Annotated in this window: 26 protein-coding genes, 2 tRNA genes and 1 pseudogene; 13 read left to right on the forward strand and 16 right to left on the reverse strand. The window is 71.2% G+C overall.

Going from position 1 to position 22,128, the window contains the following annotated elements:
- Positions 1-30: 30 nt before the first annotated feature.
- Both DA085_RS18645 and DA085_RS18650 read right to left on the reverse strand, forming a co-directional pair.
- Complete coding sequence (locus DA085_RS18645; RefSeq protein WP_161958555.1) at positions 31-1,008, reverse strand: YihY/virulence factor BrkB family protein; 978 nt, start codon at positions 1,006-1,008, stop codon at positions 31-33.
- A gap of 219 nt (positions 1,009-1,227) precedes the next feature.
- A tRNA-Lys gene (locus DA085_RS18650) sits at positions 1,228-1,304 on the reverse strand.
- Positions 1,305-1,376: 72 nt separating this feature from the next.
- Between DA085_RS18650 and tdh the strand changes: the two genes are divergently transcribed.
- Together tdh and DA085_RS18660 are read left to right on the forward strand one after the other, a co-directional pair.
- Positions 1,377-2,432, forward strand: a complete 1,056-nt coding sequence (gene tdh / locus DA085_RS18655) for an L-threonine 3-dehydrogenase (protein WP_109474492.1) — start codon at positions 1,377-1,379, stop codon at positions 2,430-2,432.
- A gap of 4 nt (positions 2,433-2,436) precedes the next feature.
- Complete coding sequence (locus DA085_RS18660) at positions 2,437-3,636, forward strand: glycine C-acetyltransferase (protein ID WP_109474493.1); 1,200 nt, start codon at positions 2,437-2,439, stop codon at positions 3,634-3,636.
- Between the two features lie 71 nt (positions 3,637-3,707).
- On the opposite strand, the gene DA085_RS18665 is transcribed toward DA085_RS18660, so the two are convergent.
- Positions 3,708-4,001: a DUF1905 domain-containing protein gene (locus DA085_RS18665; protein ID WP_109474494.1), complete on the reverse strand. Its 294-nt coding sequence runs from the start codon at positions 3,999-4,001 to the stop codon at positions 3,708-3,710.
- A 106-nt stretch (positions 4,002-4,107) separates the two neighbouring features.
- Between DA085_RS18665 and DA085_RS18670 the strand changes: the two genes are divergently transcribed.
- Genes DA085_RS18670 through DA085_RS18680 form a run of 3 tightly spaced genes read left to right on the forward strand, consistent with a single transcriptional unit; the run spans position 4,108 to position 6,741 of the window.
- Positions 4,108-4,926 (forward strand): SGNH/GDSL hydrolase family protein, encoded by an 819-nt coding sequence (locus DA085_RS18670; protein ID WP_202619313.1) that lies wholly within the window; start codon positions 4,108-4,110, stop codon positions 4,924-4,926.
- Positions 4,927-4,981: 55 nt separating this feature from the next.
- Entirely contained in the window at positions 4,982-5,524 is a 543-nt protein-coding gene (locus tag DA085_RS18675) for a sugar O-acetyltransferase (protein WP_109474536.1), read from the forward strand.
- Positions 5,521-6,741, forward strand: coding sequence for an MFS transporter (locus tag DA085_RS18680; protein WP_109474495.1), 1,221 nt, complete (start codon positions 5,521-5,523; stop codon positions 6,739-6,741). The genes DA085_RS18675 and DA085_RS18680 overlap by 4 nt, the downstream gene beginning before the upstream one ends.
- 66 nt (positions 6,742-6,807) lie before the next feature.
- Here DA085_RS18680 and DA085_RS18685 read toward each other — a convergent pair whose 3' ends face one another.
- The gene (locus tag DA085_RS18685; protein WP_109474496.1) at positions 6,808-7,548 is read right to left on the reverse strand and encodes a class I SAM-dependent methyltransferase; all 741 of its coding nucleotides are present in this window, start codon (positions 7,546-7,548) and stop codon (positions 6,808-6,810) included.
- 127 nt (positions 7,549-7,675) lie between these two features.
- On the opposite strand from DA085_RS18685, the gene DA085_RS18690 reads away from it, so the two are divergent.
- Positions 7,676-8,272, forward strand: a complete 597-nt coding sequence (locus tag DA085_RS18690) for a protoglobin domain-containing protein (RefSeq protein ID WP_109474497.1) — start codon at positions 7,676-7,678, stop codon at positions 8,270-8,272.
- Positions 8,266-8,862 (forward strand): MarR family winged helix-turn-helix transcriptional regulator, encoded by a 597-nt coding sequence (locus DA085_RS18695; protein ID WP_161958556.1) that lies wholly within the window; start codon positions 8,266-8,268, stop codon positions 8,860-8,862. The genes DA085_RS18690 and DA085_RS18695 overlap by 7 nt, the downstream gene beginning before the upstream one ends.
- Before the next feature lie 28 nt (positions 8,863-8,890).
- On the opposite strand, the gene DA085_RS18700 is transcribed toward DA085_RS18695, so the two are convergent.
- Genes DA085_RS18700 through DA085_RS18715 form a run of 4 tightly spaced genes read right to left on the reverse strand, consistent with a single transcriptional unit; the run spans position 8,891 to position 11,055 of the window.
- On the reverse strand, positions 8,891-9,337 hold the full coding sequence (locus tag DA085_RS18700) for a VOC family protein (protein ID WP_109474537.1): 447 nt from the start codon (positions 9,335-9,337) through the stop codon (positions 8,891-8,893).
- 10 nt (positions 9,338-9,347) lie between these two features.
- A complete protein-coding gene (locus tag DA085_RS18705) occupies positions 9,348-9,779 on the reverse strand; it encodes a helix-turn-helix transcriptional regulator (protein WP_109474499.1) in 432 nt (143 codons plus the stop codon).
- 12 nt (positions 9,780-9,791) lie between these two features.
- Complete coding sequence (gene corA, locus DA085_RS18710) at positions 9,792-10,769, reverse strand: magnesium/cobalt transporter CorA (protein WP_109474538.1); 978 nt, start codon at positions 10,767-10,769, stop codon at positions 9,792-9,794.
- 4 nt (positions 10,770-10,773) lie between these two features.
- Positions 10,774-11,055 (reverse strand): DUF3618 domain-containing protein, encoded by a 282-nt coding sequence (locus DA085_RS18715; RefSeq protein ID WP_109474500.1) that lies wholly within the window; start codon positions 11,053-11,055, stop codon positions 10,774-10,776.
- Between the two features lie 78 nt (positions 11,056-11,133).
- Here DA085_RS18715 and bcp point away from each other — a divergent pair, with 78 nt between their 5' ends.
- The gene (gene bcp, locus DA085_RS18720) at positions 11,134-11,607 is read left to right on the forward strand and encodes a thioredoxin-dependent thiol peroxidase (protein WP_109474501.1); all 474 of its coding nucleotides are present in this window, start codon (positions 11,134-11,136) and stop codon (positions 11,605-11,607) included.
- A 19-nt stretch (positions 11,608-11,626) separates the two neighbouring features.
- Here the strand turns inward: bcp and DA085_RS18725 are convergent, their stop codons facing one another.
- The 4 genes from DA085_RS18725 to DA085_RS18740 all read right to left on the reverse strand — a co-directional run bounded on the left by DA085_RS18725 (position 11,627) and on the right by DA085_RS18740 (position 15,066).
- Positions 11,627-12,709, reverse strand: a complete 1,083-nt coding sequence (locus tag DA085_RS18725) for a GTP-binding protein (RefSeq protein ID WP_109474502.1) — start codon at positions 12,707-12,709, stop codon at positions 11,627-11,629.
- A gap of 129 nt (positions 12,710-12,838) precedes the next feature.
- Positions 12,839-13,285, reverse strand: a complete 447-nt coding sequence (locus DA085_RS18730) for a hypothetical protein (protein WP_109474503.1) — start codon at positions 13,283-13,285, stop codon at positions 12,839-12,841.
- Positions 13,286-13,338: 53 nt separating this feature from the next.
- Entirely contained in the window at positions 13,339-13,833 is a 495-nt protein-coding gene (locus DA085_RS18735) for an OsmC family protein (protein WP_109474504.1), read from the reverse strand.
- 138 nt (positions 13,834-13,971) lie between these two features.
- Positions 13,972-15,066, reverse strand: coding sequence for an alpha/beta fold hydrolase (locus DA085_RS18740; RefSeq protein ID WP_109474505.1), 1,095 nt, complete (start codon positions 15,064-15,066; stop codon positions 13,972-13,974).
- A gap of 151 nt (positions 15,067-15,217) precedes the next feature.
- Here DA085_RS18740 and DA085_RS18745 point away from each other — a divergent pair.
- Positions 15,218-15,302: transfer RNA gene (locus DA085_RS18745), tRNA-Leu, on the forward strand.
- Between the two features lie 48 nt (positions 15,303-15,350).
- On the opposite strand, the gene DA085_RS18750 is transcribed toward DA085_RS18745, so the two are convergent.
- Complete coding sequence (locus DA085_RS18750; protein WP_109474506.1) at positions 15,351-15,626, reverse strand: hypothetical protein; 276 nt, start codon at positions 15,624-15,626, stop codon at positions 15,351-15,353.
- Between the two features lie 423 nt (positions 15,627-16,049).
- Between DA085_RS18750 and DA085_RS18755 the strand changes: the two genes are divergently transcribed.
- Genes DA085_RS18755 through DA085_RS22060 form a run of 4 tightly spaced genes read left to right on the forward strand, consistent with a single transcriptional unit; the run spans position 16,050 to position 19,181 of the window.
- Positions 16,050-17,120: an LLM class flavin-dependent oxidoreductase gene (locus tag DA085_RS18755; protein WP_202619314.1), complete on the forward strand. Its 1,071-nt coding sequence runs from the start codon at positions 16,050-16,052 to the stop codon at positions 17,118-17,120.
- 55 nt (positions 17,121-17,175) lie between these two features.
- Complete coding sequence (locus DA085_RS18760; protein WP_109474508.1) at positions 17,176-17,820, forward strand: cysteine hydrolase family protein; 645 nt, start codon at positions 17,176-17,178, stop codon at positions 17,818-17,820.
- Between the two features lie 18 nt (positions 17,821-17,838).
- The gene (locus DA085_RS18765) at positions 17,839-18,933 is read left to right on the forward strand and encodes a flavin monoamine oxidase family protein (RefSeq protein ID WP_109474509.1); all 1,095 of its coding nucleotides are present in this window, start codon (positions 17,839-17,841) and stop codon (positions 18,931-18,933) included.
- A complete protein-coding gene (locus tag DA085_RS22060) occupies positions 18,930-19,181 on the forward strand; it encodes a flavin monoamine oxidase family protein (protein WP_419866524.1) in 252 nt (83 codons plus the stop codon). Before DA085_RS18765 ends, DA085_RS22060 begins: the two co-directional genes overlap by 4 nt.
- Positions 19,182-19,316: 135 nt before the next feature.
- Here the strand turns inward: DA085_RS22060 and DA085_RS21735 are convergent.
- The 3 genes and pseudogenes from DA085_RS21735 to DA085_RS18780 all read right to left on the reverse strand — a co-directional run.
- Positions 19,317-19,922, reverse strand: a pseudogene (locus DA085_RS21735) (NAD(P)H-dependent oxidoreductase); the annotation flags it as partial.
- Positions 19,922-21,001 carry a hypothetical protein gene (locus DA085_RS18775; protein ID WP_161958557.1) on the reverse strand — a complete coding sequence of 360 codons (1,080 nt, stop codon included), beginning with the start codon at positions 20,999-21,001 and terminating at the stop codon, positions 19,922-19,924. The pseudogene DA085_RS21735 and the gene DA085_RS18775, both read right to left, overlap by 1 nt.
- Positions 20,998-22,116 carry an ABC transporter ATP-binding protein gene (locus DA085_RS18780; protein ID WP_109474512.1) on the reverse strand — a complete coding sequence of 373 codons (1,119 nt, stop codon included), beginning with the start codon at positions 22,114-22,116 and terminating at the stop codon, positions 20,998-21,000. Before DA085_RS18780 ends, DA085_RS18775 begins: the two co-directional genes overlap by 4 nt.
- Positions 22,117-22,128 lie beyond the last annotated feature (12 nt).

Here is a 22,128-nt window from a genome sequence, read left to right on the forward strand (position 1 = left end):
GAACACCTCCGGAGCGACGTCGGATCCTGGCTAAGTCTGGCTGGGTCCGTCCCGTCTGGTGTGCTCACGAGAGGCCCCCATGCGGATGCGCCGGTTCTCCTCGATGATCTCCTGGCGCTTCTCGGACTTCTTGATCAGCTGGCGGTCGTCGCGCGGGCGCAGCTGGAGCTCCTCCTCGGACGGCAGGCCGGCGCGCAGCTCCCTGCCGCGCTCGAACTCGGCGTCGAACTCCGCGCCGAACAACAGGGCCACATTGATCACCCACAGCATGAGGAGCATCAGGATCGCGCCGGCCATCACACCGTAGGTCGCCCCGTAGTTGCCGAAGTTGGAGACGTAGAAGCCGAACCCGGCCACAGCGATCACCATCGCCACGATCGCCACCAGCGCGCCCGGGCTGAACCAGCGGAACCTGCGCCTCAGGTTCGGTGTGCCCCAGTAGAGCAGTCCGATGGCCAGCACGACGATGAGGAACATCACCGGCCACTTGGCCAGACCCCACACCATCGTGGCCTCCTCGCTGAGCCCGATGACCCCGAAGACGGCGGAGGCCACCGACCCGGACAGGGCCAGCGACAGGGCCACGACCACCACCAGCAGGAGCACCACCAGGGTGATCAGCACCATCACGGGGCGCAGCTTCCAGACCGGGCGCCCCTCCCGGACGTCGAAGATCGTGTTCATCGCCCGCGAGAAGGCGTTGACGTAGTTGGAGGCGGCCCACAGGGCGCCCGCCAGACCGATGAAGAGGGCGATGCTGGCACCGCCGGTCTCCTGCAGGCCCGTGATGTAGCCCTGGATGGGCTCCAGCTGCTTCTCCGTGGCACCCATGTCGAGGGCCACGTCCAGCAGCGCCTGGGTGGTCTGCGGCCCCTGCCCGAAGACACCGAGCAGCGAGGTGAGCGCCAGGATCGCCGGGAAGAGCGACAGCACGCTGTAGTAGGTCAGCGCCGCAGCGAGGTCGGTGGCGCCGTCATCGCTGAACTCGGCCACCGTGCGCTTCAACACGGCCCACAGACTGACCTTGGCGGGAGCGCTCGGCTCGGGACTCACTGGGCAAACCCTCCTGGAGTCGGTGTCGGGTCCAGTTCGCCAGTCTGCCAAAGGTTGGGCAGGGGCGCCGTCCGACAGGGTGTGGCCGTAGGGACAGGAGCCGCCGGACGACACCAGGTGACGGGCACGGCATACGAGAGATCCCCGCCCGGAGTGCTCCGGACGGGGATCTGGTGGTGCGCCATCAGGGACTCGAACCCCGAACCCACTGATTAAGAGTCAGTTGCTCTAACCGATTGAGCTAATGGCGCAACAGCGAGGAACTTTAGCACCGCCGTGGGGCGAGTCGGAAATCGAGGACGGCGTGCGTCAGGATGGACCCCATGCGCGCCCTCGTCAAGACCACCGCCGGTCCCGGCCTCGAGCTCATCGACGTCCCCGAGCCCGAGGCCGGTCCGGGTGAGGTCAAGATCCGGGTGCTCCGCGCCGGCCTCTGCGGCACCGACCTGCACATCGAGTCCTGGGACGACTGGGCCGCCAGCATGCTCAAGCCGCCGCTCACGGTCGGGCACGAGTTCTACGGCGAGATCGTCGCGCTGGGCGAGGGTGTGGCGACCGGCGACGGGAAGTACGACCTGCGAGTCGGCATGCGGGTCTCGGCCGAGGGGCACGTGATCTGCGGGCGCTGCCGCAACTGCCGGGCCGGCCGGCAGCACATGTGCGTCCAGACCTCCAACCTGGGTGTGAACCGCGACGGCGCCTTCGCCGACTACGTCGTCGTCCCCGCGACCAACGTGTGGGAGCAGCCCGATGACATCGACCCCGACCTGGGCGCGGTCTTCGACCCCCTGGGCAACGCGGTGCACACCGCCCTGAGCTTCCCGATGTCCGGCGACGACGTGCTGATCACCGGCGCCGGGCCCATCGGGGTCATGGCCACCGCGATCGCCCGGCACATCGGCGCCCGCTACATCGTGGTCACGGACGTGTCCGACTACCGGCTGGGCCTGGCGACCGCGGCCGGCGCCGACCGCGTGGTCAACGTCTCGCGGGAACGGGTGCGCCCGGTGCAGGCCGAGCTGGGCATGGCCGAGGGGTTCGACGTGGGCCTGGAGATGTCCGGCTCCCCCAGCGCCCTGGCGGAGATGATCGAGAACGCCACCCACGGCGCCAAGGTCGCCCTGCTCGGCCTCCCCAAGGAGCCGTTCGCGATCGACTGGGGGCCGGTGATCACCCGGATGATCACGATCAAGGGGATCTACGGCCGCGAGATGTACGACACCTGGTACCGGATGACGTTCATGCTGCAGACCTCCGAGGAGCTCCGCGAGCGCATCCGGTCCGTCATCACCCACCGCTTCCCCGCGGAGCAGTGGGCCGACGCCTTCGCCGCGGCCCGGACGGGCGAGGTCGGCAAGGTCATCATGGATTGGAGCTGATCAGATGTATGCCGTGAAGCAGGCTCTCGCAGACGAGCTGCAGTCGATCCGGGACGCCGGACTGTTCAAGGTCGAGCGGGAGCTCACCTCGCCACAGTCCTCCCACGTCACCACGAAGACCGCGGACGACCTGAAGGCGGAGGCGCTGAACTTCTGCGCCAACAACTACCTGGGTCTGGCCGACCACCCGGACGTCGTCGCGGCCGCCCACGCGGCGCTGGACGAGTGGGGCTTCGGGATGGCCTCGGTGCGGTTCATCTGCGGCACCCAGGCCCAGCACCGCGACCTGGAGCGCACGATCGCCGACTTCGTCGGCACGCAGGACGCGATCCTGTTCCCCTCCTGCTTCGACGCCAACGGCGGCATCTTCGAGGTGCTCTTCGGGCCCGAGGACGCGATCATCTCCGACGAGCTCAACCACGCCTCGATCATCGACGGGGTGCGGCTGTCCAAGGCGCAGCGCTTCCGTTACAGGAACAGGGACATGGCCGACCTGCGCGCCCAGCTGGAGGCGGCCGCCGACGCGCGCCGCACGGTCGTCGTGACCGACGGGGCGTTCTCGATGGACGGCTACCTGGCGCCGCTGGAGGAGATCTGCGACCTCGCCGAGGAGTTCGGCGCGATGGTCATGGTGGACGACTCGCACGCCACCGGCTTCATCGGCGAGGGCGGGCGCGGCTCGCACGAGCACTGTGGCGTGATGGGCCGCGTGGACATCCTCACCGGCACGCTCGGCAAGGCCCTGGGTGGCGGTTCCGGCGGCTACGTGGCCGCCCACCAGGAGATCGTCGACCTGCTCAAGCAGCGCGCGCGCCCCTACCTGTTCTCCAACGCCGTGGCCCCGTCGGTGGTCGCCGGGTCGGCCAGGGCCCTGGAGATCGCCCGCGACTCCGACGAGCCCCGGGCCCGGCTGCGGGCCAACGCCGAGCTGTTCCGGTCGCTGATGACCGACGCCGGTTTCGACCTGCTGCCGGGTGAGCACCCGATCGTGCCGGTGATGTTCCCCGGTGAGGACGGCGCCCGGAAGGCCACGGAGATCGCCGACGCGATGCTGCACCGGGGTGTCTACGTCATCGCGTTCTCCTTCCCCGTCGTGCCCAGGGGGCAGGCTCGGATCCGGGTGCAGCTGTCCGCGGCGCACTCCGAGGACGACGTCCGAGCGTGTGTGGCGGCCTTCGTGGCGGCGCGCGACGAGGTCGGCTGACCTCCCACGTCGATGGCGAGCGCGGGCCGCGGCCAGGTCACTGCCTGCTCACCGGTGCCGTGCCGGCATGGTCACACGCGTCGTTCGGCCAGGGTCATGGACGCGGTGACCCGGTCGCCGGGCTCGATGCCGGCTGCCCTGCGGACCGCCACGCGCAGGGGCAGCAGGTAGCACCCTTCCCTGGGGAACAGGGCGGTGCGGAAGTCGGTCTGCCCGATGCGGACCTCGACGGCGACCTGCCCCCAGTACTCCAGGCCGCGCGCCGCCTCCTTGATGTCCTCGCTCTCCTCCGGGGGGATCGCGAGGAACCAGAACGGTGCCGGCCCGCGCCACTCGATGACCGGTCCGGTGCAGGAGAACTCCACGCCGCAGTCCTACCGGACCACGCCGTTGCCGTCCACCCCTGGCCGCCATCCCGGGGGCGATCTTCCCCCTGTGCAGGGGGTCCGGAGGGCGATACGCTGGCTTGGCATGAACCCCTCCTCCCGGACGATGACGTCCCTGGCAGCCACCACCGGTCTGCTCCTGCCCCTGCTGGTCGCGGTCGGGCCGGCGTCGGCCGCCCCGACCGCCGTCACCTACGACGCGATCGGCGACTCGTATGCCGCCGGGTCGGGAGCCCCTGACGGCGCCGCCTATCCCGAGGTCCTGGACGGACGGATGCAGATCGCCCTCGACGACCTCGCCGCCGTCCCCGGCGCCACGGCGGGCCCCTCGGGCAACAGCCTGGCGATGCAGCTGGGCGCCCTGGACGCAGACACCGACCTGGTGACCCTGACGATCGGCGGCAACGACATCCCCTGGAGCCAGACCGTCGCGGTCTGTCTGGTGGTCGACGACGCGACCTGTCTGGCCCAGATCGCGGCGGTCGAGGGTCTGATCGCGGGCGCGCTGCCCGCCGTGCTGGACACCGCCTTCGCCTCGGTCACCGCGGCCGCGCCCGACGCGCACGTGGTGGTGACCGGTTACGCCCACCTGTTCTCGCCCGGCTCCGGTGACTACACGGTCCCCCAGGCGCCGGGGCTGCTCATGTCCGTCGCCGAGCAGCAGGCCGCCAACGACGCCGCCGACCTGCTCAACCAGGTGATCGCGGACCGGGCCGTGGCTCACGGCTTCGGGTTCGTGGACGTCACCTCACGGTTCGAGGGCCACGGGGTCAACGCCGACGACCCCTGGCTGCACGGGGCGATCGCGCCCCCGGGCGCCGCCTTCCACCCCACCACCGAGGGCTACCGCGCCTACGGCGCCGCGCTGACCGCCACCATCAGCCCCACCGACCTGCGCGGCTAGCCTGGGCCGTGTGACCGACCACTTCGCCGGAGACGACCGCACCAACTACGAGCGCATGACCGCCGGTGACCTCTACAGCGCGGACGACCCGCGCATCGACGAGGGCACCTACCGCGCCACACAGCTGGCGGTCGACTACGCGAACGCCTACGTGGAGGACCGCGACGCGGCACGGGTCGTCCTGGGCGAGCTGCTCGGTGAGGTGGGCGACGGCGTGGAGGTCAGGCCACCGCTGTGGGTCGACTACGGGAGCAACATCAGCATCGGCGAGGGCACCTTCGTCAACTACGGGCTGACCGCCCTGGACGTCGCCCCGATCACGATCGGACGCAGCTGCCAGATCGCCACCCACGTCCAGCTGCTCACCCCGTGGCACCCCGTGGAGCCCGGTCCGCGCCGCGACGGGCTGGAGGCGGCCTCGCCGATCACCATCGGGGACAACGTCTGGATCGGCGGCGGCGCCATCGTGCTGCCCGGCGTCACCATCGGCGACAACGCGGTGGTCGGGGCCGGGTCGGTTGTCACCAGGGACGTGCCGGGCAGTGTCGTCGTGGTCGGCAACCCCGCCCGCGTGGTCAAGCACCTCGATGCGGAGTGACGACTCCGGCTGAGCACGCCGGCCGCGCCCGTCCTGTCGGCGCCGGCCTCGCCCTCGTCGCCACCATCCTGATCGCGATCAACCTGCGGCCGGGCGCCTCGTCGGTCGGACCGGTGCTGGAGGAGGTCATGGCCGGACTCGGCATGAGCACCGGCACCGCAGGGTTCGTCACCGCACTGCCGGGGCTCTGCTTCGGTGCCGTGGGGGCCGTCGCCGTGCTGCTCGCCCGACGGGTCGGTATGACGACAGGCATCTTCCTGGGGCTGCTCGCCGTGGTCGTGGGTCTGGTCGCGCGGGCCGCGATCGACAGCACCCTCCTGTTCCTGCTGCTGTCCGCACTTGCCCTGGGCGGCGCCGCGATCGGCAACGTGCTGGTGCCCGCCTGGATCAAGCGGCACTCGACCGACGGGGGGGTCCGCCTGATGACGGTCTACAGCGTCGGCCTGACCCTCGGTGGTGCCGCGGCTGCCGCGCTCGTGGCCCCCGTCAGCGCCGCCTCCGGCCTGGGGTGGCGCGCGGCCCTGGGCTCGTGGGGGATCGTCGCGCTGGCAGCGGCGGTGCCCTGGGGGCTCATCGCCCTGCGCGAGCGGCAGACTCCCGGAGGGCGCGGGTCGCGGACGCGAGCAGCGAGTCCGGGACGGATCGCCAACTCCCCCACCGCGATCGCCCTTGCGGTGCTCCTCGGCATCCAGGCGATGAACGCCTACATCCAGTTCGGGTGGCTCCCCCAGATCTACCGGGACGCGGGCCTCTCCGCCGGGTACGCCGGCATACTCATGTCCCTCCTGACCTCACTCACGCTCATCGGCGCCCTGATGATGCCCACGGTGATCGCGCGCTCTCCGTCGCTGAAGCCGTGGATGTACGGCTTCGGTGTGTTGTTGGTGATCGGCAACGGTGGGTTGCTGCTGGCGCCGGCGACGGCGCCCTGGCTCTGGGCGATGATCCTGGGGGTGTCCGGGTTTGCCTTCCCCACGGCCATCACGATGATCACCGCCCGCTCCCGCGACCCGCAGGTCACGGCCCGGCTGTCGGGGTTCGTGCAGCCACTGGGCTACGTGCTGGCCGCGATCGGGCCCTTCGTGGTCGGCCTCCTCTACCAGGCCACCGGCGGCTGGACGATCGTGCTCCTGCTGCTGATGGCCAGCGGCGTCGTGCTCACGCTGGCCGGGCTGCGCGTCGCGCGCCCGACATGGGTTGATGACGAGCTGACCTGAGACTCAGGGACGAGGTGGACCTCCCCCGGCTCCAGCCCGCTCGGGCCTCCGGGCGAGACCTACAGATCACGCGGTGGACAACGGGCGGTGAGCGAGATAGACCCACTCGCGCCCCGGCCGGTCGGGCGCGTCCCGCACCTCGCGCACGTCGAACCCGGCCCTGCCCAGCGAGGCGTCCAGCTCCTCGCGCGAGCGGAACCGCAGCGTGGAGGTGGACACGACGTCCTCCCCGTCCGGGAACTCGTTGTGGGCGGTGAAGCTCACCAGCAGGGGGTCCTCCCGGACGTCGGTGACCTCCATCCACTCGGTCACCGGTCCGAGACCGGGCACGTCCGTCGTGGCGCGTGTGCGCTCGGGCGTCCAGCCCTCCCAGGCGCGCACGGCCGGCACCCGCGTCTCGAAGACCAGGTGCCCGCCCGGCCGAAGAGCGGCGTACACCCCGGCCAGGGTGGCAGCCCAGTCCTCGTCCGTCAGGAAGACCTGGGCGACGTTGGCGGTCATCGTGGCCAGGTCCACCTGCAGCGGCGGCAGGGTGGTGGCGTCGCCGTGGATCCAGGTGACCCGCTCGGCATACGGCTTGCTCCTGGCCACGTCCAGACTGGCACCGGCCGGGTCCACGCCGGTCACCTCGATCCCACGCTCGGCCAGGAGTATGCCGAGGGTGCCGGTCCCGCAGCCGACGTCCAGGACCGACCGGGCGCCGATCTCGTCGGCGATGGCCAGGTAGGTGTCCAGGTCGCTGCGGTCGGGGTCGAGGATGTCGTAGAGCGGGGCGAGGCGGGGGTCGTCGAACACGGAGTCGGGCATGCCGCGACCGTAGCCGCCACCACGAGCCGGGACGACCGGTTTTCCGGCTGCGGGCACCGGACCCTTGACAGCAGGGATAGATAGGAGTCCTATGGGTATCTGGCGATCACCTCACCGAGGAGCAGCAATGTCTGAGACATCGACCGACGCACCAGCCGGCTACACCCACGACTCCCGCCACCTGCCGCCGTCACCCGTCTCCGCGGAGGAGCTCGCGGCCCTCCACGCGTCCGTGCTGTGGACCGAGGACGACGCCGCGGCCCTCCGGCGCGCGGGCGAGGTCCTCGCGCCGCAGACCGAGGCGATCCTCGACGTCTGGTACGGCTTCGTCGCCGGGAACCCGCACCTCGTGGCGGCCTTCGCCGGTGCCGACGGCGAGCCCGACGCCGACTACCTCGCTGCGGTGCGCAAGCGCTTCGGGCTCTGGATCACCGACCTCTGCACCCGCGAGCACAACGCCCAGTGGCTGGCCTACCAGGAGGAGATCGCGCTGCGGCACACGACGTCCAAGAGCCGCACCGACCACGTGGACTCCCCCGCGTCGCACGTCGCCCTGCGCGACCTCATCGCCCTCGCGGTGCCGATCACCCTGACGGTCCGGCCGTTCCTGGAGGTCGAGGGGGCCGACCCCGCGGAGGTCGAGGCGCAGCACCAGGCGTGGTTCAAGGCTGTCGTCCTGTCCGTGGCGTTGTGGGCACGCCCGTACAGTCCGCAGATGTGGTGACCTCCGGCGACCGCCCCGCTGACCTGCCCGGCCGGATCGTCGCTGCCCTGGACCGGCTGGCCCGCGCCCAGCGGGCGCACCGCCAGACGGTCGCGGAGCGACACAGCCTGACCCCGTTGCAGCTCGACCTGCTGCGCGTCGTCGCCGACGGGGCCCCGCCCGAGCCGGTGGTCGGCCAGCTGGCGCGCGAGCTCGCGGTGAGCCAGCCCACGGTCACGGATGCGGTGCACACTCTCGCGCGCAAGGGTCTGCTCGCCCGGCGGCGCGACCCGGCCGATGCCCGACGCAGGGTGGTCGAGCTGGCGCCCCGAGGAGCGGCTCTCGCGACGGAGCTCCAGCAGGTCGACGGCCCGCTACGCGATGCGGTCGCCGCACTCGACCCGACTGCCCAGGAGGACACGCTCCGGTCGCTGCTCGGACTCATCGCCGGCTTCGTCGACGCCGGGGTGATCACGGTGGCGCGGACCTGCCTGACCTGCCGCTTCCACAAGGAGCTGGTGCCGGGTCGGCACCACTGCACGCTCCTGGCCATGGACCTTGCGCGCGGGGACCTGCGCGTCGACTGCCCCGAGCACGTCGGGGTCGGCTAGCGTCCTCGCCCGCCCCGGCCAGCACATCTCAGGCCCCGGGCGCGGCCAGCGGCGTCTTGAACCGGATCATGTTGCCGGCCGGGTCCCGGAAGGCACAGTCGCGCACGCCGTAGAACTGGTCGGCCGGCTCCTGGAGCACCTCGGCACCGGTGGCCCGCACCTGCTCGAAGAGCGCGTCGACGTCGCCCACCTCGAACACGAGCGAGGACAGGACACCCTTGGCCATCAGGTCGGCCACGGCGGCCTTGTCGTCCTCGCTCATCGGCACACCGAACGCCCGGTAGTCCTGGATCACGATCTCGATGTCGGGTTGGTTGGGCGGGGTGAAGGTGAGCCACCGGAAGTCTCCCTGGGAGACGTCCTGGTTGACCTCCAGGCCGATGGCGTCGCGATAGAAGGACATCGCGGCGTCGACGTCGTCGACGATCACGAAGCAGTTGTTGAGGATCGGGCTCGTGGCCTGGGTGGTTTCCATGTGCGCCACGTTAGGGCGCGTCACGCTCCTCGCGCTTCTCCGATCCTGACCGGCTGCGTGTGGGCCGCGTCGCGTGCTTGACGAAGCAGCCCGGGATGCCGACCAGCTCGTCGTGGCCGCGCGCCCGGTAGGCGCTCGGGGTCTCCCCCACCAGCTCGGTGAACCTGGCGCTGAACGACCCCAGGGACGTGAAGCCGACGGCCATGCAGACGTCGGTCACGCTCTGGTCGCCGAAGCGCAACAGGGCCATCGCCCGCTCGACCCGACGGGTCATCAGCCAGGAGTACGGCGTCTCCCCGAACGCCTCCTTGAAGCTGCGCTGGAAGTGGCCCACGGACATGAGCGCCTCCCGGGCGAGCCGCGGGACGTCCAGCGGCTCGGCATACTCCCGGTCGATCAGGTCACGCACCCGGCGCAGCCGGACCAGATCCTCCCTGTCCACCGGCCCAGGATGTCAGAGCCAGCCGCTGCGGCGGAACGCTCGGTAGAGCAGCAGGCAGGCCACCGCCATGAGGCCCAGCACCAGCGGGTAGCCCAGGGTCCAGTGCAGCTCGGGCATGTGGTCGAAGTTCATGCCGTAGATCCCGGCCACCATCGTCGGCACCGCCGCCATGGCCACCCACGCGGAGATCTTGCGCATGTCGTTGTTCTGCTGGATCGAGATCTGCGCCAGGTGGGCGTTGAAGATGTCGGCGAGCAGCCGGTCGTAGGTCTCGACGTGGTCGGCGACACGGATCAGGTGGTCACTCACGTCACGGAAGCGCAGTCGCAGCTCGGCCGACCCGATCGGCCCCTCCTCACTGGCGAGCCAGGAGACCGGGTGGGTCAGGGGTGCGGCGGCCCGGCGGAACTCCAGCACCTCGCGCTTCAACCGGTAGATCGCGCCGGAGTGCGCGGGGTCGTTGCTGCCGAAGACCGCCTCTTCGATGTCGTCGAGGTCGGCGGCCACCTCGCGGTCGATCTCCACATAGGTGTCCACCACGGCATCCAGGACGGCGTGGAGCACGCCGGCCGCGCCGTCGGCCGCGAGGTGCTGGGGGTCGGCCTCCAGCAGACGCCGCACGGGTGCGAGCGGGGCCACGTCACCTCGGCGCACCGTCACCACGAAGCGGTCCCCGACGAAGACCATGATCTCGCCGGTCTCGATGTCGGAGGTCGCCTCGATGTAGGCCAACGTCTTGACGGCGGCGAAGACCGTCGACCCGTAGCGCTCGATCTTGACCCGTTGCCGACCGGAGACGGCGTCCTCGACCGCCAGCGGGTGGAGCCCCAGCTCGTCGTTGACCACGGCGAACTCGGCGTCGGTCGGGTCCTTCAGGCCGATCCAGAGGAAGTCGTGGGGGTCGCCGGCGCGGACACTGGCGAGATCGTCGCTGAGGTCGCCGCACTCGTGACGGAGGCCCTCGCGATAGACCGCCCGGTCGACGATCAGGGGGTCACCCCTTGTAGAAGATGCGCCGGGCCAGGCCCAGCACGATGGCCACCCCGGCGACGGCGACGAGTCCGGTGGCGAGACGGTCGTAGCGCGGCTCGCCGTGCTCGTTGAAGACGGCGCGGTTGGCACTGGCCTTCAGCGACTCGACCTGACGGCGCTTGAGCTCGGCGGGGCTGACGCGGAAGGCCAGCTCGTCGACGGTCCGGGCCAGTCGGACGCGGTTGGCGGCCAGCTCGGCCTCGATCTCCTTCTGAGAGCGAGTCGGTGCCTTCTTGTCGGCCATCTCTGCACGCCTTTCGCTGATGTCCACGGTCGCCTGAGACGATAACGCAGAACCCCACCCGAGACCTCAGGAGACGACATGCCCCGGCTCGAACCCGGACAGCAGGCACCGGACTGGACCCTGCCCGACGCCACCGGCGACCAGGTGTCCCTCGGCGACTTCCGCGGCCGCAAGCTGATCATCTACTTCTACCCGGCCGCGATGACGCCCGGCTGCACGACCCAGGCCTGCGACTTCCGCGACAACCTGGCGGTGCTGCAGCAGCACGGCTACGCCGTCGTCGGGGTCTCCCCCGACTCCCCCGAGAAGCTGGCGACGTTCACCGACAAGGAGTCGCTGACCTTCCCCGTGCTCGCCGACGAGGACAGGTCGGTGCTCACGGCCTACGGCGCCTTCGGTGAGAAGAAGCTCTACGGCAAGACCGTCACCGGCGTGATCCGCTCGACCATCGTGGTCGACGAGGAGGGCACGGTCGAGCTGGCGAGGTACAACGTCAAGGCCACCGGGCACGTGGCGATGCTGGCCAAGCAGCTGGGCGTCGACCTGGGGTGAGCCACCCGGCGGTATGCCGTCAGGCGGCCCTGGGGGTCGGGCCCAGCCAGGTCTCGAGCCCGTCGCTGGGCACCTCCCAGTAGGGACCGCGGTCACGCAGCTCCTCGCGGGTGAGCTGCAGGTCGGCGAAGGCCGCCCGCAGGTCGTCCCGCACATCGTCCTCCAGCAGGCCGGTCACCAGCACCCTGGTGACCGGCCTGTCCCGCGCCCAGGTGCCGGTCACGCCGATGCTGAGCTGGCCCCCTGCGCCGTCCCACACACCGACCTGACCGGGCCGACTGGCCAGCCAGAAGCAGCCGCGGCTGCGGTGCCGCCCGCCACCCAGACCCCCGATGTCCTCCCGCAGCCGCTGCGGGTGCAGCGGGACCCGCGTGGTCAGCTCCAGGCGCCAGGCGTGACTCCCCTCGGCATCGCGCGCCGGCCCCTGGGGCACCTCGGCGATCCAGCGCTCTGAGGCTCCGTGGTCGTGGACGCCGCGGAGCAGCTCCTCGTGGCCCAGCCCGGGCCAGTCCGGGGCGAGCGGCACGCCCGGCCGCGCCAGGAGCCGCAGCAGGTCCTCCGCCTCGTCCGACACCTCGCCCGCCACGCAGACCCGGTCTGCGTGCTCGACCATCGCGGCGAGCAGCTCGGCCACCCCGCGCTGGTCACCCGCGCACTCCTGCGGCAGCCGCTCTCCCACCAGGTCGTCCCCGAGCAGGTCCGACAGGGCGTCCGGACCGTGCACCGCGCACACCACCCCGGCGACCCGGGCGCTCGGGGCGAGGCTCTGCACCCGCCGCAGCGCACGGCATACGGCCAGTCCGTCCGCGGCCACCGGCAGGTGGCTCACGACCACCGGCCACCGGGCGAGGCCGGCCAGCCGCTCGATGGTGGGCAGGATGTCCTCCCGGACCGCGCAGCTGGTGCAGGCGTGCTCCAGCGGCACCACCTCGCGCTCCAGCACACCGGTGAGGTCGCTGATCGTGCGCACCAGGCAGCCCTCGGCCCGGCGCACCTCGTGGCGGACCACCACCGCCTCCGGCAGCTCGAGCTGCAACCGGAGCGTGGCGGTGATCATGGCCTCCGCGTGCAACCCGGTCACCAGGTAGGTCGGCGTCCTCATCGGTCCGTCCCCGGCGCGTTCATCTGTGCTCCTTCCGCACTATCTACTGAGAATGATTCCCAATACTAACGGATGGCACCGGCACCGCAACGCACCAGGGCGGCGGCGCGCGCCCTCACCCCGGAGCGCTCACGCGTGGGGCAGGTCGGCGCAGGCCTCCCGCGCCTGGTCCAGCGCCCGGGTGAACTCCACGCTGTCAGGACTGAAGGTCTGGGCGAACTCGAACCGCGGGGCCTCGACCTCTGCGCGCCAGGCGCCGTAGGAGTCGTCCTGCAGGAAGGCGAGCCAGGCGAGCTCGGTCGCCAGACTGAGCCGGGACAGGGCGAGGTAACCGTCCGCCCTGGCCGGGTCGACGATCCCGTCGGGCTCTATCTCGGCCAGCACCCGGCAGGCCAGCGCCGCCGTCGACTCCGCCGAACGCGTCGGGCCCAAGCCGTCCTCGGCCTGGGCCCGGACCAGCAGGAACGACAGCACGGCGCAGGCGACGGCCAGCAGCACGGTCAGACTCCTCCACACCCCGGGGCCCGGCCCACGTTGTGGCACCACCCCGATCCGCTCGAGCCGGAAGTCGCTCATGCGTGTCACCTCCTGGTGCGGGCCGGCCTGCCGACCGACCCCACCAGTCTCCCTCACTCGGGTGACACCCAGGTGACCTGCACATTCTCGGGTCCTCCCAGAGCCAGGTAGATCGGGCACCGCTCCTCCCAGGCGGCCTGCAGACGGGCGACCGACTCCGCCGGCGAGGCGGCCATCGTCACGGTCAGGCTCAGGTCGAGCAGCCGCGGGTCGCGCCCGGGCAGGCCGACCAGCCCGGCCACGTCGGCGGTGCAGCTCGCGTCGGCGGACAGGCTCTCGATGGCCACCCCGAACTCGGAGGCCAGGGTGTCGTGGGTGAAGGCGACGGCACAGGCGGAGAGCGCCCCGAGCAGGTATGCCGTGGGGCTGGGGGCCTGGTTGCCGCCGCCCACGACGGCGGGCAGGTCGGCGTCCCAGTTGAACGGGCCGGCAGACAGCCGGGCCCGGCCGTTGGCCAGCTCGGCGTGGACCTTCGGGGCCCCGCGCCCCGCCTGGTCGTCGGCACCGAAGGTGGCCAGCGCGGCCTCGTGGACGTTGGTGGTGGTCATGGTCTGCTCCCTCTGTGGTGGCCCGCAGGGTGCGGGCGCCTGCTCCGACGCTAGGGAGGGACGCGGGAGCCGCGGATCGGCGCCGACGCGCAGATCCGCCCCGTCGGCCGGCCGGGCTTGGCGGTGGACGCGTAGGCCTCAGCCGACGAGCTCGCGGCCGGAGAGGTAGCGGGACACCAGGGCGGTCCGCGCCGTGCGACCGGTGAGCCCGGCCTTGAGGTAGGCGTTCTGCAGGTGGCGCTCGACGGTGCGGACACTGAGCACGAGACGCGCGGCGATCTGCTGGTTGTCCAGCCCCTCCGCGGCCAGCCGCACGATGTCCTGCTCGCGTGCGGTGAGCACCGGCAGCCGGACCGTGGGTCCCTCCAGGGGCTGTCGGTCCCCGGCGAGGAACTGCTCGACCTCCCGCCGGAACACCGGCCAGGCCGGTTCGTCCCCGAGCAGGATGTGGTTGCGCGAGTCCAGCGGCACGAGCCGGGCACCGGGGATCAGCGCGGCCGCCTCGGTCCCGTGGTCGAACGGTGCGGACAGGTCACCGCGGGCGTGGAGGACCAGGGTCGGCGCGCGCACGGCCGTCATCGCGTCCCGGACGTCGATGCCGTGGCGGGCGACCCTGCTGGCGACCGCGTTGGCCGGTGAGGTGCACATGCGCTGCAGCTCATCGAGCCAGGTCATCTGCTCCTCGCTCGCCGCCGGGATCAGGAAGGAGGTGAACAACCGGCGGAACTGCGGCTCCTGGCCGCCCCAGCCGGCGCGGATCGCCGCGAGGAGCGCCTGCTCGACCGCCTCGTCCTGGCCCCTCCCGGCGAAGCAGCCGGACAGGACCGGACCATAGAGGACCAGACGGCTGACCCGCCCCGGGTGGCGAGCGGCATACGCGATCGCCACGGGGGCACCGGCCGACATGCCCATCAGGGCGAACCGGTCGAAGGGCAGCTGGTCGGCGATGATCTCCAGGTCCCGCACTCGCGCCCCGAGCGAGAAGTCGGCGATGTCCCAGTCGCTGAGGCCGAAGCCGCGCTCGTCGTAGCGCACCGTCGTGGCCATGGCGCCGAGGGCTTCCAGGAAGTGGCGCCAGACGGGGCTCTGCCAGTAGTACTGGAGGTGGCTGAGCCAGCACGAGTTCACCAGGAGCGGCGGCCCTGCGCCGTGCACCGCCCACGCGAGGCGCACGTCATCGACGCCTCGGGTGAAGCGGATCTCCTGCCCGGGTGCGGGCGGGCGGGCTGCCACGGGAGAACGCTACTCCCGCGCGGGGTGCCGCACCATCCCCCTCGTGCACTCCGGGACCAGACACGCCCCTCCCTCACCGGGCGACCTGCCGAGCGGAACGCTCGGGTGCCGTGCCTGTTGGCGCGGCGGACAGCATACGATCGGGGTCGACGCGCTCGTGGTGGAACTGGCAGACACGCAGGATTTAGGTTCCTGTGCCTTCGGGTGTGCGGGTTCAAGTCCCGCCGAGCGCACCACGTCACCCTGCAGCCCGATGGCACCCTTGTGGGCCCTCGGGGGTTCGGCTACTCCGGGGTTGTGCCCGATGGTGTGACGGTGACCAGGAGTGAGACGTCGGCGAGCTCGTTGTCGTCCCTGTCGTACAGAGTCGCAGCGAGCGTCCCCTCGACGACCGTCGCCCGCTCGTCGACAGCCAGGTACTGCCCGGTGTCCGTCGTGGCACCGAACGGGCCACTACCAAAGCTGAACGTCCGCTCCAGCACCTCCAAGGCAGCATCACGCGCGTCGCGGACCCTCTCGTCATAGCCAGAGACGGTGCTGGTCGTGAGTGCCTCGGTCACGAGACGATTCCTCTCGGTCACTGCGCTGGGAACGTCAGAGCAGTATCAGCCACGCACCAAGAAAAGGCAAAGCACCCTGGTCACGCGCTCGCACTGATGTGGCGCGGCCGTGTTCGGCTGCGTGACGGGCCGGCTCGCGTAGTCCGACCCGTCACGCACCGGGGCCTTCACCGAAGGGTCAGGAGGCCCCATCCCGATGGTGATCAGGAGTCCTCCCGCGGAGGTGAGGACACTCGGAGTATGCCGGAACGCACCCCGGTGTTGCACATCGGCGAGGGGTGCGGCCGGGCGGACTCCCGCGGGGTGACGTCGCGACCCCAGATCACGGACCTCATGGCATCAGTGGCGATTTACCGTGATCTCCTGCTACGCTGTGGACTCACGCGAAAACACGCTGATTGCCATGAGACGTGAGGTTTTGGTTTGCACTCTGTTCCGACGTTCGGGTCTGCCCCGTTTGCCCTGTCCGTGCACACCGGGGGCGGCCCCGGCGTGGGCCACACTGCCGAGGAAGGGCTCGCGGACACCATCCGCCTCGCGCGCACTGCGGACCGCCACGGCTATCACCGGTTCTGGATGTCGGAGCACTACGCGATGCCCGCGCTGTCGGTCGCCTCTCCGCCGTTGATGCTGGCCCGCCTCACCGCCGACACCGAACGCATCAGGCTCGGCGCCGGTGGGGTCATGCTGCCGAACCACGCCCCGCTGGTGATCGCGGAGCAGTTCGGGATGCTCGACGCCCTCGCGCCAGGGCGTATCGACCTCGGGCTGGGGCGGGCTCCCGGCACCGACAACGCCACAGCTGCCGCCCTGCGTCGGGGAGCCGGGGCGAACGACACCTTCCCGCAGCAGGTCGCCGAGCTGCTGGGCTTCCTCGCCGATGACTTCCCATCCGGCCACCCCTTCCACGACGTCCACGCCGTGCCCGGTCCGTGGCAGGCCGCGCAGAACCGGGTGGCGGCCCCGGCGACGAACCCGCAGGTGTGGATCCTCGGCTCCTCGCCCTACTCCGCGCACCTGGCCGCGCACCTCGGTCGTCCCTACGCCTTCGCCCTACAGTTCGGCGACGCCGACATCACCACGGCCATGCGCATCTACCGTGAGAACTTCACCCCCTCGGAGGTGCTCGAGCACCCGCACTCACTGGTGAGTGTGAGCGCGGTGGTCGCCGAGGACGCCACCGACGCCAGGCGTGAGGCCTCGACCTCGGCCATGGCGATGCTGCGTATGTTCAAGCGAGAGCCGTACACGCTCCTCTCGCCGGAAGAGGTCGCCGCACACCCGGCAACGGCACAGGAGCGCGCGGTCCTCGACACCTACACGGACCGCGCCTATGCAGGCACGGCAGAGACGGCGGCCCGCCGACTCGAGGAGCTTCACGAGCAGACCGGTGTCGATGAGGTCATGGTCGTGCTCGGCTCCCACTCCCGCGGCGCGGACGAACGCACGATCGCCCTTCTCGCCGAGCACTACGGCATGCCCGCAAACCCCTGATTCCCCTCGGCACCCGCCGAGTCCCACCTGACCGCATCAACCAGAGGAGATCCCCATGTCCGCACCCCGCCGCGCCCTGATCGTCATCGACGCCCAGCAGGAGTACTTCGAAGGACTGCTGCAGATCCAGTACCCCGCACGGGACGAGTCACTCGCCCGCATCGCCGAGGCGATGGACGCCGCCGAGCAGGCCGGTGTCCCGACCGTCGTCGTGCAGCACCAGGCACCCGCTGGGTTCCCCGTCTTCGCACCGGAGTCGCCGACGTTCGAGCTGCACCCCGAGATCGCGCAGCGCGCCGAGAGCGCGGCACACCGCTTCACGAAGTCCTACGCCAGCATCTTCGCCGGCACGGGCCTGGAGGACTGGCTGCGCGAGCGCGAGATCGACACGATCACCCTCGTGGGCTACATGACGAACAACTGCGTCCTCGGGTCCACCGCCGCGGCCGAGCCCCTGGGCCTCACCGTCGAGGTGCTCTCGGATGCCACCGGCGCCATCGACATCGTGAACTCCGCGGGCTCTGCGCCGGCACAGCAGGTGCACGAGACGATCATGGCCGTCCTGAACTCCAACTGGACCGCGGTCACCACGACGAGCGCCTGGACCGACGCCGTGACGTCCGGGGACGCGCTGGCTGGGGACAACCTCATCGAGTCGGCCGCCCGTGGGCGCGACCTCACCGTGCTCGACGCGAACTGACCGTGGGAGGGCCTCACGATGGGTGATGTGGACGTCGTCGTCATCGGCGCCGGCCTGGCCGGCCTCAGCGCCGCCCGCAGGCTGGTCGGAGCGGGCAGGAGCACGGTCGTGCTCGAGGCGCGTGACCGCGTCGCGGGCCGCACCAAGGGAGGCTTCCTCAGCAACGGCGTGCCGGTGGAGCTGGGCGGACAGTGGATCGGCTCGACGCAGGACGTGGTGCGTGAGCTCATCGACGAGCTCGGACTGGAGACCTTCCCGAGCTTCGACCGGGGCGAGGCCCTGACCGTGTACGACGGCAACGTCGTCCGCTACGCAGACGACACCTACGGCCTGCCACCCGAGTCGGCCGCTGAGGTCACCCGTCTCTGGGAGCAGCTCGAGGACCTGGCCTCAACGGTGGCGGTCGAGGAGCCGTGGGAGACCGACGGGGCCGAGGAGCTGGATCGGCAGACCCTTGACTCGTGGCTCGTCAGCAACTCGGAGGACAGCCTCGCTCGACGCTTCTTCCGGCTCCTCGTCCCGGCACTGTTCTCTGCCGAGGCGCCCGAGCTCTCCCTCCTCCACTTCCTCTTCTACATCAGGTCCGGCACCAGCCTGGAGTCGCTCATGAGCACCACCGGAGGGGCCCAGGAGTCGCGGGTCGTCGGCGGGACCCACCAGATCGCCGAGCGCATGGCCGCAGAGCTGGGCGACGACGTGGTCCGGCTCAGCTGCGTGGTCCGGACCATCCGGCAGGACGAGACGGGCGTGCTGGTCGAGTACGAGGGTGGCAGCATCAGGGCCGAGCACGTCATCGTCGCCGTACCCCAGACCCTGGCCGGGCGGTTGCGGTACGTCCCGCCCCTGCCCGCACTGCGTGACGGGCTCACCCAGCAGATGCCGGCCGGGGCCGTCATCAAGTTCCACATCGGCTACGACACACCCTTCTGGCGCGAGGACGGACTGAGCGGCTCCGTGTGGAGCTTCGACGACGCGTTCAACGTCGTCCTCGACAACAGTCCGAACGACGGGTCGTGCGGGGTGCTGGTCGGCTTCCTGGAGGGTTCCCACGCCCGCAACGCCAGTGCGCTGAGCGCCGCAGACCGCCGCAGACCGTGGTCGATACCCTGGTGAGGTACTTCGGACCGAAGGCGGCGGAGCCGTTCGACATCGTCGAACAGGACTGGACGACTGAGGAGTTCACCCGCGGCTGCTACGGCGGACGACTGGGCGCCGGCGCCTGGACGCAGTACGGCACGGCCCTGGCCGAGCCCGTGGGCCGTATCCACTGGGCGGGCGCGGAGACCTCCTCCGTCTGGAACGGCTACATGGACGGCGCCATTCGTTCCGGACGCCGCGCGGCCGACGAGATCCTCGGGTGACCCCGTCCCCTGCCGCCCGGTCAGCCGGGGGTGCTCCAGCCGGTCTGTGAACCGCTGCCGGCAGCCGGCAGCTCGCGGCGTCCCGGGGCTGCCGCGAGCTGCCATGCCGGCGTCGCGCACGGCCGCGCGCCACTCCTCCAGGTAGGTCCTGCGCTCGTCGTCCTGGGCGCGCGGGGCGCCGTACGCGACGAAGGGTGGTGCGGTCTCGTAGCCCAGGTACTCGGCCACACAGCGCTGCACCGGCCAGAGCACCTGGTCGATGCTGCCGTAGACGCCGTCCGGCGAGTACCGGCGAGGCCCACCGCCCGTCGTCAGCCCGAGGAGCGAGCGCCGCCCCTTGAAGTAGCCCTCCTCGAACCGGCGACCGTCCTCGTAGGCGACGCCGTAGGCCAGGACGCGGTCGATCCACCCCTTGAGGATGGCGGGCACGCCGCCCCACCACAGCGGGAACACCAGGATGAGCAGGTCCGCCTCCGCCAGCCGGGACTGCTCCCGCGCGAGCTCGGGGGCGAAGCCGTCCTGCTGCGCGGCGTGGAGCTGCTCGGACTGGTAGTGGAAGCGTTCGCTGTCGGCAACCGTGGTGAAGTCGTGCCGGCCGGCCGTCGGGTCGAACCCCTCGGCATACAGGTCGGCGACCGAGACCTCCGCGCCGAGTCGCACCAGCTCCTCGCGCGCCGCCTCGCACAGGGCCGCGGTGAACGAGGTGGGTTCCGGGTGGGCGTACACGAGGTGGGCGCGCATCAGGCTCTGCCGGGAGGGTCGGCCTGCTCCAACCAGCGCGCCCAGGGCCGCGCAGGTGGGACGACCGGCTCGACGTCCGCATAGGCGCGGGACCGGGCCACGCTCGCGCCGACCACCTGCTCGAGCCCGGCGGCCGGGATGCCGGCCAGCAGCCGCTCGAGGTCGCGCAGCAGGGTCGACACATAGGCCGGCCCCTCGATCCACAGGGCCGTCACCAGCTCGACGGCCCGGGCCCCGCTCAGCACGAAGCGGAGCACGTCGGCCGCGTCACGTGCGCCGTTGGTGCCGACGAGCGGCAGCTCCCCGCCAGTCTGCACGAAGGCCTTGCTCACGGCATACAGGGACATCGGGAGCGCGGCCGGTGAGCTGTAGGCCCCCCAGGACCCCAGCTGCGGGTCCAGGGTCTCGATGTCGGGGAGGAAGCCGTGCTGCCGGCCGGTCAGCACGACCGCGTCGGCGCCGGCGCTCCGGGCGGCCTCGACGAGCGAGGGGGTCAGTGGCCCGGCGTCGGGGAGCTTGAGTAGCAGCAGCCCGTCGCAGACCGGCCGCACCCGCGAGACGAGCTCGCGGAGGCCCTCCCCCGACGTCAGCTGGGTGACGGCGCCGCCGGCCGCCTCCCGGGCGTGCGGGGCTCCCACATTGACCTCGACGTGACCGGTGACCGAGCTGAGGGCGCGCACGATCTCCGGCGCCGCCGCGGGGTCGCCGGTCGTGATGCTGCCGATGAGGACGCTGCCGAGCCGGTCCGCCGCACGCCGGCCCTCCTCGAGCACGGCGAGCCAGTCCTCCAGCGACTGCTGCACCAGCCCGGACCGGTTCAGCAGGGCCGCCGAGCGGTCCGCAGCGGCTGCGGGGACCCGTGCCCGACGGTCGTCCAGGAAGGCGTAGTCCGCGATGTCCAGCTGGCGCCGCGCGGCCTCGCTTTCGTTGACCGACTTGGCGATGACGGCGCCCGCGCCGGCTCCGAGACAGGCCAGGATCCCCTCGCGGGTCATGGTCAGCTCGGAGCTACCCACCCAGACCGGGTTGGCGAACTGCACGCCCGCGAGGGAGGTGGCGAGGGGGTCTGCTCCGGTCACGGGACCACGATGCGCTGGGACTCCGGTCGCCACCACAGGTCGACCTCGGTGCCCACCTCGGGAGTCGCGCTGCCCGGCGAGAGCTTGGCGGTGATCAGCTCGTCACGGTCGGTGCTGCGCGCGACCACCCGCAGGAACGACCCGACGAACTCCACGTCCTGGATCCGCACCCGCGTCGAGGGCGCACCCGTCGGCACCGGCCCGTCCTGGGCCAGCTCCATGTGCTCGGGCCGGACCACCACATAGGCGGCCTGCGACCCGGCCACGCCCGGTGCCACCGTGTCCGGCACGGCGGCCCAGGACACGTCGCCGTAGGACACGCCGTCGGCGCCGGGGACGACGCGGAAGGTGTTGGAGTCGCCCAGGAAGCGCGCGGCGAACAGCGTGTTGGGGCGCTGGTAGAGGTCCTCTGGGGTCCCGACCTGCTCGACGCCGCCCTCGCGGAACAGCACGATCCGGTCGGAGAGGGTCATCGCCTCCTCCTGGTCGTGGGTGACGAAGACGAACGTCGAGCCCACCTCCCGGTGGATCCGGCGCAGCTCGAGCTGCAGCGCCGCTCGCAGGTTCTTGTCCAGCGCGCCGAGCGGCTCGTCGAGCAGCAGCGCCCGGGGGTTGAAGACGATCGACCGGGCCAGTGCGACCCGCTGCTGCTGGCCTCCGGAGAGCTGCCTGGGCAGCGCCGCCTCCCGGCCGGTGAGCTGCACCAGCTCGAGGACGGCGGCCACGCGCTCCTTGATCTCGGCGCGCCCGACCTTGCGCTCGCGCAGCGGGTAGGCCACGTTCTGCGCGACCGTCATGTGCGGGAACAGTGCGTAGTTCTGGAACAGCATGCCCAGGTTGCGCTTGTAGGCCGGCAGGTGGCTGACGTCGACCCCGTCGAGGCTGACGGTGCCGCGGGTGACGGTCTCCAGCCCGGCGATCATGTTGAGGGTCGTGGTCTTGCCGGAGCCGGACGGGCCGAGGAAGGAGACGAACTCCCCGCCCTCGATCTCCAGGTCGACATCGGCGACGGCCGGCCGCTCGAGGCCGTAGTCCTTGGTCACCCCGTGCAGCGAGATGTGCGTGCCCTCCGTCTGGATGGAGGAGGCCTGGGGGGTGTGCGTGGCAGTGCTCATTGCGGTGCCTTT

The sequence above is a fragment of the Ornithinimicrobium cavernae genome (genome assembly GCF_003121625.1).
GTDB lineage: Bacteria > Actinomycetota > Actinomycetes > Actinomycetales > Dermatophilaceae > Ornithinicoccus > Ornithinicoccus cavernae.